This is a genomic window from Streptomyces sp. NPDC048172 (assembly GCF_043202595.1).
Classification (GTDB): Bacteria; Actinomycetota; Actinomycetes; order Streptomycetales; family Streptomycetaceae; genus Streptomyces.
In genome coordinates this window covers 558,864-570,677 of record NZ_JBIDAT010000006.1, presented here as the reverse complement: position 1 = coordinate 570,677, position 11,814 = coordinate 558,864, and the positions used below count along the sequence as shown (strand labels likewise).

General features: G+C 72.3%; 10 protein-coding genes. 2 read left to right on the top strand and 8 right to left on the bottom strand.

The features are described 5' to 3' along the window. Window positions 1-46 precede the first annotated feature (46 nt). The 8 genes from ACGF3A_RS28320 to fxsT form a co-directional block, all read right to left on the bottom strand. A complete protein-coding gene (locus ACGF3A_RS28320; protein ID WP_393733169.1) occupies window positions 47-523 on the bottom strand; it encodes a hypothetical protein in 477 nt (158 codons plus the stop codon). A 9-nt stretch (window positions 524-532) separates the two neighbouring features. Further along, entirely contained in the window at window positions 533-1,156 is a 624-nt protein-coding gene (locus ACGF3A_RS28315) for an MSMEG_1061 family FMN-dependent PPOX-type flavoprotein (RefSeq protein WP_393733168.1), read from the bottom strand. Beyond that, window positions 1,153-2,016, bottom strand: a complete 864-nt coding sequence (locus tag ACGF3A_RS28310; protein ID WP_393733167.1) for an ABC transporter ATP-binding protein — start codon at window positions 2,014-2,016, stop codon at window positions 1,153-1,155. The genes ACGF3A_RS28315 and ACGF3A_RS28310 overlap by 4 nt, the downstream gene beginning before the upstream one ends. Continuing rightward, window positions 2,013-3,059 (bottom strand): FecCD family ABC transporter permease, encoded by a 1,047-nt coding sequence (locus tag ACGF3A_RS28305; RefSeq protein ID WP_393733166.1) that lies wholly within the window; start codon window positions 3,057-3,059, stop codon window positions 2,013-2,015. Before ACGF3A_RS28305 ends, ACGF3A_RS28310 begins: the two co-directional genes overlap by 4 nt. Then, window positions 3,056-4,147, bottom strand: a complete 1,092-nt coding sequence (locus ACGF3A_RS28300) for a FecCD family ABC transporter permease (protein ID WP_393733165.1) — start codon at window positions 4,145-4,147, stop codon at window positions 3,056-3,058. Before ACGF3A_RS28300 ends, ACGF3A_RS28305 begins: the two co-directional genes overlap by 4 nt. Then, window positions 4,144-5,208, bottom strand: coding sequence for an iron-siderophore ABC transporter substrate-binding protein (locus ACGF3A_RS28295; RefSeq protein WP_393733164.1), 1,065 nt, complete (start codon window positions 5,206-5,208; stop codon window positions 4,144-4,146). The genes ACGF3A_RS28300 and ACGF3A_RS28295 overlap by 4 nt, the downstream gene beginning before the upstream one ends. A gap of 234 nt (window positions 5,209-5,442) precedes the next feature. After that, the gene (locus ACGF3A_RS28290) at window positions 5,443-6,216 is read right to left on the bottom strand and encodes a helix-turn-helix domain-containing protein (protein ID WP_393733163.1); all 774 of its coding nucleotides are present in this window, start codon (window positions 6,214-6,216) and stop codon (window positions 5,443-5,445) included. Window positions 6,217-6,279: 63 nt separating this feature from the next. Continuing rightward, on the bottom strand, window positions 6,280-8,769 hold the full coding sequence (fxsT, locus tag ACGF3A_RS28285) for an FxSxx-COOH system tetratricopeptide repeat protein (protein WP_393733162.1): 2,490 nt from the start codon (window positions 8,767-8,769) through the stop codon (window positions 6,280-6,282). A 241-nt stretch (window positions 8,770-9,010) separates the two neighbouring features. Between fxsT and ACGF3A_RS28280 the strand changes: the two genes are divergently transcribed. Both ACGF3A_RS28280 and ACGF3A_RS28275 read left to right on the top strand, forming a co-directional pair. Then, window positions 9,011-10,087, top strand: a complete 1,077-nt coding sequence (locus ACGF3A_RS28280; RefSeq protein ID WP_393733161.1) for a LacI family DNA-binding transcriptional regulator — start codon at window positions 9,011-9,013, stop codon at window positions 10,085-10,087. Between the two features lie 61 nt (window positions 10,088-10,148). Next, the gene (locus ACGF3A_RS28275; protein WP_393733160.1) at window positions 10,149-11,777 is read left to right on the top strand and encodes an FAD-dependent oxidoreductase; all 1,629 of its coding nucleotides are present in this window, start codon (window positions 10,149-10,151) and stop codon (window positions 11,775-11,777) included. Window positions 11,778-11,814: the final 37 nt, after the last annotated feature.

Below are 11,814 nucleotides of genomic sequence, written 5' to 3'. Positions count from 1 at the left end.
GCCGGGTCACTTCCCTCCCGTCACTCCACCCCCGTCACTCCTCCCGTCACTCCACTCCCTTGTAGACGAGGTCCCAGTCGGCGGGCTGTTCGTCGCCCCCGTCGCCCAGGTAGATCTCGGCCTGCGGAATGAGGATCGGCTTGTTGGGCTGCATGTGGACCTCGAACTTGACCGTGCTGTGGAAGCACACGGGCGACTGGTCCGTGGCGAGGCAGGACTTGAAGTCCGCCGTCTGGCGCAGCGCGAAGAAGTGCGGCTGCGCCATGTCGTAGACGAGCTTGCCCTCCTTGCCCTCGACGCCCCACAGGAAGTCGCCCGCGGTGGTGTCCCTGAAGTCCATCTCCGTCTTGGAGCGCAGAGTCAGCCCCTTCGCGTCCCAGCACTCCGTGACGCCGAGCCGGAGCTTGCTGGCCGTGATGTTGCTGACCTTGTTCTCGATGTCGTACTTGTACGTCCACGTGCGGCACTGCTCGGCCGGGGCCGCCCGTCCCGGGGTCCACGGGATGCCGCCGGTGGGGGACATTGTGGGACGTCACCCCCGTTGAGCTGCGGGTACGTCCTCGGGCGTGGCACCTGGTGGGACGCCGTCGGCGTGGCCGTACGCCTCCGGGGCCCACAGGCGGGAGCGGTGCAGGGACTGGGCGCAGTGGCGGTAGATCTCCTCGATGTCGAGGAGGAGGGCGAGTTGCGGGCGGCGTCCCTTCTCGGCCATGGCGTCGAAGAAGGGGGCGTCGGTGAGGATCCGGGCCCGGCCGTTGATCCGCAGGACGTCGCGGCTGCCGGGGACGAGGTGGAGGAGCCCGGCGTGCGGGTTGTCGAGGATGTTGTGCAGGCTGTCGCCGCGCCGGTTGCCGGGGTGGTCGGGCAGGGCCAGCGTGCCCGCGTCCACGACGTGCGTGAAGCCGGGGACGCCGCCGCGCGGGGAGACGTCGCAGGCGCCCCGCGCGTCGGAGGTGGCGAGCAGGCAGAACGGCGAACGGGCGAGGAGGGCGAGGTCGTCCTCGGTGAGCCGGTCGTGCACCTTGTCGATCACGATCGGGTGCGGCTCGCCCAGCACCTCGCGCAGCTCGCTCCGGGAGCGCAGCGGGACGTAACCGTCCGGGGAGGTGCGGGACACGGGGAACTCCTTCGGGGGGAGGGGCTGTTGGGGGGTCACGTACGGACCTCGGCGTCGGCCGCCTCTTCGACTGCCGTCCCGGGCGAGGCCTCGCGCGGCAGCCGTACGTGGTGGCGGCCGATCGGCAGCATGAGCGGGCGGCCCGAGACGGGGTCCTCGATGATGCGGCTGTCGAGCCCGAAGACCGTACGGACCGTGTCCTCGGTCAGTACGTCCGCCGGGGGACCGGCGGCGTGCAGCGTGCCGTCCGCGAGGGCGAGGATGTGGTCCGCGTACCGCGCTGCGAGGTTGAGGTCGTGCAGGACCATGACGATGGTCGTGCCCCGCGCCTGGTTGAGGTCGGTCAGGAGGTCGAGGACCTCGACCTGGTGGCTGGCGTCCAGGAAGGTGGTGGGCTCGTCCAGCAGCAGGATGTCCGTGTGCTGGGCGAGGGCCATCGCGATCCAGACCCGCTGCCGCTGGCCCCCGGAGAGCTCGTCCACGCAGCGGTCGGCGAGCGCGCTCGTGGCCGTCGCGTCCAGGGCCGCCGCGACGGCCGCGTCGTCCTCCGCGCTCCAGCGGGAGAACATCCCCTGGTGCGGGTGGCGGCCCCTGCCGACCAGGTCGCCGACGACGATTCCCTCGGGGGCCACGGGCGACTGCGGCAGCAGCCCGAGCGTACGGGCGAGCTGGCGCGCGGGCATCCGGTGCACCTCCTTGCCGTCCAGGACGACGCGGCCCGTACGGGGGGCCAGGAGGCGGGACATCGAGCGCAGCAGCGTCGACTTGCCGCAGGCGTTGGCGCCGACGATCGCGGTGACCCGGCCGGGCGGGACCTCCAGGTCGAGCGCGTCGATGACGGTGCGGTCGCCGTACCCGAGGCTGAGCCCCTCGGCGGCGAGAGTGTGGTGCGTGGTCACAGGGACCCTCCCGTCCTGTTGCTGCGGACGATCAGATGGACGAGGTAGGGGGCGCCGAGCACGCCCGTGACGACGCCGACGGGCAGGCGGGTGCCGAAGGCGTTCTGGCCGGTGAGGTCGGCGACGAGGACGAGCAGGGCGCCGACCAGCCCCGCGGGCATCAGCACCGAGCCGCCGGGTCCGACGAGCCGGGCCGCGATGGGCCCGGAGAGGAACGCGACGAACGCGATCGGCCCGGCCGCCGCCGTGGCGAAGGCGATCAGCCCGACGGCGGCGACGATGACCGTGATCCGGGTGCGTTCGGTACGTACGCCGAGGGCGGCGGCCGTGTCGTCGCCCAGCTGCATCGCGGACAGGTGGCGCGCCCGGCTCAGCAGCACCGGGCCGAGCACGGCCAGCGCGACGAGCACGGGCACCGTCTCGGTCCAGGCGGCGTTGTTGAGGCTGCCGGTGAGCCAGCGCGAGGCCTCCTGGAGGTCCCACTCGGCGGCCTGCGAGAGGACGTAGGAGATGACGCTGTCGAGCATCGCGGAGATCCCGATGCCGATCAGGATGAGGCGGGTGCCGACCACGCCGTCCCGGAACGCGAGGACGTACACGAGCAGGGCCACCGCGAGCGCGGCGACGACCGCGAGGACGGACACCTGCGTCTCGTCCAGCGAGAGCGTGACGATCGCGAGGGCCGCGGCGGCGCTCGCGCCCGAACTGATGCCGATGACGTCCGGGCTGGCGAGCGGGTTGCGCAGCATCGTCTGGAAGGTCGCCCCGGCCAGGCCGAAGCTGAAGCCCGCCACGACGGCGAGCACCGCGCGCGGCAGCCGCAGCCGTCCGACGGTGAACGAGGCCCCCGGGACCTGCTCGCCGAAGACCACGCGGATCACGTCGCCGAACGGATAGTAGGTGTCGCCGACCATCAGGTACGCGACGAACGTGACGGCCACCAGCAGGGCCAGCACGGTCGCGACCGTACGCCGCCGCAGCGCCCGCCGGACACGGCCGCGGGCCACGTCCCGGACGGAGGACGGCGGATGAGTGGCAGTCACAGGGCACGAACTTTCTGCTTGCGGACGATCCAGATGAAGAAGGGGGCGCCGAGCAGCGCGGTGACGATGCCCACGTCGACCTCCGCCGGGCGGGCCACCACCCGGCCGACCACGTCGGCGGCCGTGAGCAGCGAGGCGCCCAGCAGCGCGGCGAACGGCAGCAGCCACCGGTGGTCCACGCCGATCAGCAGGCGGCAGGTGTGCGGGACGACGAGGCCGACGAAGCCGATCGGACCGGCCACCGCCGTCGCCGCGCCGCACAGCACCACCGCGCCCAGCGCGGCGACGCCCCGCACCACGGCGACGCGTTCGCCGATCCCGGCGGCGACCTCGTCGCCGAGGGCGAGCGAGTTCAGCCCCCGCGCCGAGAGCAGGCAGAGCACGAAGCCCACGGCGAGGAACGGCGCGACCTGCCCCGTACGTTCGAAGGAGGCCCCGCCCACCCCGCCGATCTGCCAGAGCCGGAAGCCGCCCGCGATGTCGTTGCGGGGCAGCACCACGGCGGTCACGAGCGAGGCGAACGCGGCGGAGATGGCGGCGCCCGCGAGCGCGAGCTTCAGCGGGGTGGCGCCGCCGCGGCCGAGGCTGCCGACCGCGTAGACGAACCCCGCCGCGAGCGCGGCGCCCGTCATCGCCGTCCAGATGTAGCCGGCGGGGGAGGTGAGCCCGAAGTACGCGACGGCCGTGACGACCGCGAGCGAGGCCCCCATGTTGACCCCGAGGATGCCCGGGTCGGCGAGCGGATTGCGGGTGACCCCCTGCATCACGGCCCCCGCCAGGCCGAGCGCCGCGCCGATGAGCACCGCGAGGACCGTACGCGGGATCCGCTTGCTCGCCGCCGCCTCCCCGAGGGAGGAGTCGGCCCCGCCGAGCGCGGCCCACACGTCCCCCCAGGGCACGTCCCGGGCCCCGAACGCGAGCGAGGCCAGCGCGAGGACGCCGAGCACCACGAGCGCGGCGGCCAGCCACAGCACCCTGGCCCGCGCCCGTTCCCGCACCGGACGCCGCGACGGTGCGGCGGCGTCCGGGGGCGGGGCGGCGTCCGGTGCGGCGTCCGGTGTCCGTTCGCGGGTGCGGGACGGCGTCACTTGACCTTGTCCGCGGCCTTCGCGAGGCCCTTGACGTAGTCGTCGAGGACCCACGAGAGGGAGAGCGGGGTGGGGTTGGCGGCGGTGGCCAGGGGGGTGGTGTTGCCGGGGAGGAGGAACGCCGAGTCGCGCTCGATGGCGGGCATCTTCGAGAGCAGCGGGTCCTTGCGGAGCGTCTTGAGGAGCTTGCCCTTCTTGTCCCCGTAGCCGGTGACGATGTCCACGTCGTCGAACGCGTCGATCTTCTCGGCGCTCTGCGTCAGCGCGAACTTCTTCGTGCCCTTGGACGCCTTCGCGATGCTGCCCGGCGTCTTCAGCCCGAGGTCGTTGAGGAACTGGACCCGGGTGTCGTGGGCCGTGTAGTAGCCGACCTTGCTGACGTCTCCGGCGTCGACGTGCGTCATGAACATCGCCGACTTGCCCTTGAGCTGGGGGTACTTGGCGACCGTCCGCTTGATCTCGCCGTCGAGCTTGTCGACCAGCTTGTCGCCCTTCTCCTCCAGGCCGATGGCCTTGCTGTTCATCCGGATCACGTCGCGCCAGGGGGTCGACCAGGGGGCGTCCGGATAGGCGACCACGGGGGCTATCTCGCTGAGCGTGTCGTAGTCCTTCTTCGTCAGCCCGGAGTAGGCGGCCAGGATGACGTCGGGCTTGGTGTCGGCGACGGCCTCGAAGTCGATGCCGTCGGTCTCGTCGAAGAGCTTGGGGGTCTTCGCGTCGAGCTGGCCGAGCCGCTTCTCGACCCAGGGCAGGACGCCGTCGCCGTCATCGTCTCCGAAGTCGGCGGACGCCATGCCGACGGGGACGACGCCGAGGGCGAGCGGCACCTCCTGGTTGGCCCAGTTCACCGTGGCGACGCGCTGCGGCTTCTTCTCGATGGTCGTCTTGCCGAGCGCGTGCTCGATCGTGATCGGGAAGCCCCCCGAAGAACTTCCCGATCCCTTGCCGCCGTCCTCGTCCTTGTCGTCGGCGGACGTACTGCCGCACGCCGCGAGCGTGAGGAGAGCGGCGGTCGCCGCGCACAGCCGGAGACGGCGCGACCTGAGGCGATGTGAACGCATGAAACTCGTAACTCCACTTGTCCGGGGGCGGGAGGTGCCGGTCCTCGCACGTCTGGGTCCCGGGAATGCCGCCGTGGAGTGCGCACCACACTGCACAAGCACTTAGGTAAGGCTTGCCTTGCCATCCTAAGGAGAGGGGTGGCCGTGTCGCAATCGGCCTTATGAGACAGCGGATGTAGCGAATGGGACACCGACCCCGCCGTACGGGGGCTGCCGGGCGGTCCCAGGGCTCTTTCAGGAGGTGCGGAACGTGCCCGGCGTCAGCCCGGTCGTCCGGCGGAATGCCGCGCCGAAGGCGCTCGCGGACCGGTACCCCACCTGCTCCGCGACGGCCTCCACGTCCCAGCCGCGCGTGAGCAGCGCCACGGCGTGCTGGGCCCGGACGGACGCGACCCAGCGCGCGAAGCTGGTGCCGGTCTCCGCGTTGAAGGCCCGGGTGACCGTACGGGTGCTCACGCCCAGCTCCGCCGCCCAGTCCGCGAGGGTGCGCTGATCGCCCGGGTGCTCGCGGAGCGCCTCGGCTATCGGCCGGAGGAACGCCGAGGTGGGCGCCTGGACGAGCAGTTCGCGGGGCGACGGTTCGAGCGCGTCCAGGACCATCGCCTCGGTCGTCGTCCGGGAGGCGGGCGACAGCTCCGGCTCACCGAGCCGTTCGAGCAGCAGCCGCAGCAGCGGGGTGATCTCGACGGTCACCGGCACGTCCGAGAGGAACGGCGTCGTGTGGAACCCGAAGAACCCCGCCCGCAGCCACGTCCCCGCCACCGCCGAGGCGGAGTGCAGCGTGCCCGCGGGCATCCACAGCCCCAGCGACGGCGTGATCGTCCACACCCGCGCCCCGACCACGGCGGTCGAGGCCCCGCGCTCGTTCCAGAGCAGCTCATGGAACGCGTGCGAGTGCTCGCCCCAGGTCGTGTCGCACGCGACGACCTCCTCGTACCCCACGATCCCGAACGGCGTGTCCACCGCACCGGCGGCGACGACGGGCAGATCACGGACCTCTTTCGCCATGCCGCACCCGCCTCCGCTCCTCCCACTCCGACGCCGCCCACGGTACGGGGCTGGATCACCAGGTCAGCGTCCGGACCCGGGTGGGACCCCGCGAGCACGAGAGGGGAAGAGTGCAAGGGCCGGTCTGGGGTGGGACATCGCGCGGTCGAGGTCGCGGCGCGCGCCTTCCGTATAGGGGTGGCCCGGCCCCAGGACGCGCTCGTAGTCGGCGAGGAGCGGACGCAGACAGGTGACCGCGCGCGAAGGCCTGCCCGTGGCGAGGTGGGCGAGCCCCAGATTGCGGCGTGCGTTGAGGGTGCGCCTGTTGTCCGGCCCGAGGACGCGTTCCCGGTCGGTCACGCACTGCCGGAAGAGGGCGAGGGCGGCGGAGGGCCTTCCGGCTGCGAGCTGGGCGCGCGCCAGGAAGAGGCGCACGCATATCGTCTCCGGGTGATGTGCGCCGAGGCTTCGCACGCCGCCCTCCAGTAGCGATTCCAGTTGTTCCACGGCTTCGCGGGTACGACCCGCGCCCTGCACGGCGAGTGCCTGATACCGCCCCCACCAGAGGAGTTCGTGCCCTTGGGGACTGCCGTGCCGGTGGTGCAGATCCCGTAGGACGACTTCATACAGGGCGAGGGATTCGGCGTGACGGCCTACTCGTTCGTACATGCGGGCCAGTTCGCCCCGTGCGTTGAGCGTCGAATCGTGATCGGGGCCCAAGGTGCGCTCGTTGTCGGCCAGGTTCTTCTCGAACAGGGGGAGCGCTTGTCGGTCATTGCCCATGGACCTCAATGTGCTGGCGATATTGATCTGCGCCATCAGGGCAATCTTGTCGAAATCACCGTTCACTCGCAGGCAATCGGCCAGATTCTGCGCATGGAGCGACAGCGCCTCGTCGAGTCGGCCCACTTTTTCGAGCGAATATCCCAGTGCGTTGACGGCGGCGAGGGTGTGAAGGCTGTCCGGGCCGTTCACGCTCCGAAGTCGCTCGACTTTCAGACCGCTCAGTTCGACCGCCTGTTGGTCCTGATCAGCTATGAGACATGCGTCTCGAAGAGCCGACAACGCTTGGAGCGCATCGTCTGACAGGGGCGAGAGGAGGCGTTCGTGATCTGCCAGGATCTCCCTGCCCACACCGCAAGCGCGGTTCAGCTCTCCGTGCCTGACGAGCAGCCCCACCACGGCGCGGCGTGGACTCAGCAGTCCGCGCCGGGCGTCGTCATCGAGTGGCTCCGCTGCTCCCCACAGGGCGAGGACGTGGTCGACGATGCGCTGGTCCGTCTCGTCGCGCAGTGGGTCGCCGCCGCGCGGGTCGGGCATCAGACGGCCAAGGGCAGTGGCGGCCTCGTCCACCCGGACTCCGAGTCGGCCCTCATGGAGCAGCCGGTCGCGGACGATGCGCTGCACCAGCCGGTGCATGACGATGGCGTCCCCGTTCAGAGTGAGGGTGACCACCGACGATTCCGTGAGGCGGCCGATCGAAGCGTCGATCTCGGAGGATTCGCGGTCCGTGATCATGGCGTGGAGATGGGCACGGTGCACGCCGGAGGGGGACAGGAGCGAGACGAGTTCGACCACGCGGCGGGTGGTCGGCGCGCCCTCACCTGTCTCGGCGTGAGCGGCGGCGAGAAGCAGTGCCTCGGCCGCCCCGGCCGGATACGGTTCGCCGGGCACCCGCGGCATGACCTGACTCGCCCGGAACCGGTGGAAGCGTTCCCGGTACGCCGCCACGCTCAGCCCCTGGATTCGGATCAGCCATGCGGCCTGGCCGAGGGCCAGCGGCAAGTGCCCCAGTTCGGCGGCCAGTTCCTCGGACTCCGCGCCGCCGTCCACGCCCCCGCGCGAGCGCAGGAAGGCGTCCGCCTCACCAGGTGAGAACACCCCGACGTCCACCGTGGCCGCGAGGTGACCCACGGAGCGCGATGTGCTCGTCATCAGTGTGTGGGCCGACCCGGTGCGCGGCAGCCAGTTCCCCACCTCGTCGGGGCTGGTGACGTTGTCGAGGACCAGGAGAGCCGGTTCCCGTAGCCGCTCCAGCCATCGACGGGCCGCGAGAGCGGAGAGGTGGGCGTCCTGGATGCCGTCCTTGACTCCGACTGCCTCGGCCAGCGCGTCGAGGCCCGCGACGATCTGGCCGTGATCCTCCGCGACGATCCAGACGACGACCTGCCACCCGGCGGCGAGCCGCGCACGCGCGTACGCTCCGGCGAGCTGAGTCTTACCGACGCCGCGACCTCCGACCAGGGCGCAGACAGGCGTGGGGCCGCGGAGCCGCATTGTGCTCTCGATGCCTTTGAGGAGATGCTCGCGCTTCTGGAAGGCGAGTGGTTCCCGGGGCAGGGTGCCCTGAATCAGTGGGCGGTCCGGTAACGGAGTCGGTGCGGGGCCCGGTCGTTGGGGATCGCGTGCCGCGTACCAGCCTCCTGCGCTGAGGATGGCTGCGCTCGCCGTCGAAGCCAGCGCGAGGGCGGCCTCGTCGCCTGCGGCGGCGAGCTCGGTGATCCCGATCCACAGCGCGCCGAAGGTGGCCAAGGTGGCCAGCACTGTCAGCGCCCAGCGGGAGCCGTGCCCCATGGCGAGCCTCCGGTGCGGAGGGGATCGGGGAATCTCATGGTGCCCCGCGCGTGCGCGCCCCGCCATGTCGCGGATGACCCCGCAACCGGCCACTCCGGCCGCTGACGTATTAGTCCGTATTAGCCCGTGAAGACCCTTGACCAGCACTGTCGCACGGCGGCACAGTGCTGGCTAATTCGCATTAGCACCCCACCCCTTCCTCGATGTCGGGGACTAATGCGTATTAGTGGAGGAGTCGATCATGGCCGAGAATCGTCCGCAGCGCGTCGTCACGAGCACGGGGCGGCGGGGGCGGCCGCGGCAGGCCGAGGTCGCGCGGCTCGCCGGGGTCTCGCAGACGACGGTCTCGCTCGTGCTCGGCGGCAACAAGCAGGGGATCGCGCTGCACGCCGAGACCCGTGAACGGGTCCTGGAGGCGGCGCGGGAGCTGGGGTACGTGCCCGACCCCGCGGCACGGCGGCTGGCCGCCGCCCGGAACAACCTGCTGGGCGTCTTCAGCTTCACCGGCACCTTCCCGACGGCGGTGGAGCACTCGTACTACCCGTTCCTCGTCGGCGTGGAGCAGGAGGCCGCGGCGCGCGGCTTCGACCTGGTGCTCTTCACCGGGTCCAGCCCCGGCGGCGCGCTGGAGCGGGTGCGGCTCGCCGACGGCTGTCTCTTCCTCGGGCGCCACGTCCCCGCCGACGCGCTGCGCCGCCTCGTCGACGACGGCTACCCGGCCGTGCACATCGGCCGCCGCGACGAACTCTCGGGCCTGGCCTGGGTCGGCGCGGACTACGTGGACGCCAGCGCGGAGGTCGTACGGCGCCTCGCCGCGTTCGGCCACCGCCGGGTCGTCCTCGTCCGCGAGGACGACGACGCGCCCGCCTCCACCGACCGCGAGCGCGGCTTCCGTACCGCGCTCGCGGAGGCGGGTCTCGCCGGTCCGCCGGGCGGTGCCGAGCCCGTCGTGCGGGTGGCGGAACCGGCGTCCGGGATCACCCCGGAGTGGGTGCGCGCGCGGCGCGACGAGGGCGTCACCGCCTTCGTCGCGGAGGAGACGGACACCGGCGCCGCCTGGCGGGCCCTGCTCACCGCCGTGGAAGGGGCCGGGCTCTCGGCGCCCGCCGACGTCTCGCTCGCGCTCCTCGGCTCGCCGCCCGCCGACCTCGCCGGACGGCCCGAACCCACCGGCTTCGAGATCCCCCGTGCCGAACTGGGCGCCGCCGCCGTACGCACGCTCACCGCCCTGCTGACGGAGGGCGAGCCGGACGCGCGGCCGTTGGTCGCCTGCGCTTTCCGCGCCGGGCGCACGGCGGGACCTCCGCCCGGCATGTGAGCACGCCTGATCGACCCACCCCATCCGCCCGTACGACACCCAGCAAGGAGCACGCACCCTCATGTCCCACCCCTCTGTCCTCCCCGCCGAGTGCGACGTCCTCATCGTGGGCGGCGGCCTCGGCGGCGTGGCCGCGGCGCTCAGCGTCTGCCGCGCCGGACGTACGGCCGTCCTCACCGAGGAGACCGACTGGATCGGCGGTCAGCTCACCGCCCAGGCCGTGCCGCCCGACGAGCACCCCTGGGTCGAGGAGTTCGGCGTGACCGCCTCGTACCGGGCGTTGCGCGAGGAGATCCGCGACCACTACCGCCGCTGGTATCCGCTGCGTTCCGAGGCCGCCGGGCTGTCGCGGCTCAACCCGGGCGCCGGGCGCGTCAGCAAGCTGTGCCACGAGCCGCGCGTCGCGCTCGCCGTGCTGGAGGCGATGCTCGCCCCGCACCGCGCCGCCGGACGGCTCACCGTGCTCACCGAGCACCGGCCCGTCGGCGCCGAGACCGACGGGGACGCCGTACGCGCCGTCACCGTCGAGGACGTACGCGACGGCGCCCGGCGCACCCTCACCGCGCCGTACGTCATCGACGCCACCGAGACCGGCGAGCTGCTCGAACTCGCCGGTGTCGAGTACGGGCTGGGCGCCGAGGCCCGCGCCGAGTACGACGAGCCGCACGCACCCGAGGCCGCCGACCCGCTCAACCAGCAGGGCATCACCGTCTGCTTCGCGCTCTCCCACCACGAGGGCGAGGACCACACCGCCGACCGGCCGGACGACTACGCCTTCTGGCGCTCGTACCGCCCCGCCTTCTGGCCCGGCCCGCTGCTCGGATTCCTCGCCCCCGACCCGCGCTCCCTCGCGCCCGTCGAGCGCACCTTCGCGCCCAACCCGGACGTGGACCCGCTCGATGTGACCGCCGACCAGAGCGCCGACGCGGGCGACAAGGAGCTGTGGGGGTTCCGCCGCATCCTCGCCCGCAGGCTCTTCAGGCCCGGCGCCTTCGACTCCGACGTCACGCTCGTCAACTGGCCGCTCAACGACTACTGGCTCAAGCCCCTCGTCGGCGCGGGCGAGGAGACAGGGCGTGCCGCGCTCGCCGGGGCCCGGGAGCTGTCGCGGTCCGTCCTGTACTGGCTGCAGACCGAGGCCCCGCGCCCCGACGGCGGCACCGGCTTCCCCGGGCTGCGGCTCCGCCCCGAGGTCACGGGCACCGCCGACGGCCTCGCCAAGTCCGCGTACGTACGCGAGGCCCGCCGCGTCAAGGCCGTCACCACCGTCACCGAGCACGACGTCGCCATCGACCTCGTCGGGCCGTACGGCGGGACCCGGCACCGCGACTCGGTGGGCGTCGGCGGCTACCGCATCGACCTGCACCCGTCGACCGGCGGGGACAACTACGTCGACATCGGCTCGGTGCCGTTCGAGATCCCCCTCGGCGCGCTCGTGCCGCGCCGGGTGCGCAATCTGCTGCCCGGCGGCAAGAACCTCGGCACCACCCACATCACCAACGGCTGCTACCGCCTCCACCCCGTGGAGTGGAACGTCGGCGAGGCCGCCGGCGCCCTCGCCGCGCACTGCCTGGACGAGGGCGTCCAGCCGCACCAGGTGCAGGCGGAGGAGAAGCGGTTCGAGGAGTTCGCCCGCGTGCTCGACCGGGCGGGCGTGCAGCGTCACTGGCCCGACGTACGCGGCTACTAGCGCCACCGGCGCCACCGGCGCCACCGGCGCCATTCCG

Bases quoted from the DNA above. Each gene is read 5' to 3' on its own strand.
- ACGF3A_RS28320 (WP_393733169.1), bottom strand. From the start codon at position 523: ATGTCCCCCACCGGCGGCATCCCGTGGACCCCGGGACGGGCGGCCCCG.
- ACGF3A_RS28295 (WP_393733164.1), bottom strand. From the start codon at position 5,208: ATGCGTTCACATCGCCTCAGGTCGCGCCGTCTCCGGCTGTGCGCGGCG.
- ACGF3A_RS28290 (WP_393733163.1), bottom strand. From the start codon at position 6,216: ATGGCGAAAGAGGTCCGTGATCTGCCCGTCGTCGCCGCCGGTGCGGTG.
- fxsT (WP_393733162.1), bottom strand. From the start codon at position 8,769: ATGGGGCACGGCTCCCGCTGGGCGCTGACAGTGCTGGCCACCTTGGCC.
- ACGF3A_RS28280 (WP_393733161.1), top strand. From the start codon at position 9,011: ATGGCCGAGAATCGTCCGCAGCGCGTCGTCACGAGCACGGGGCGGCGG.
- ACGF3A_RS28275 (WP_393733160.1), top strand. From the start codon at position 10,149: ATGTCCCACCCCTCTGTCCTCCCCGCCGAGTGCGACGTCCTCATCGTG.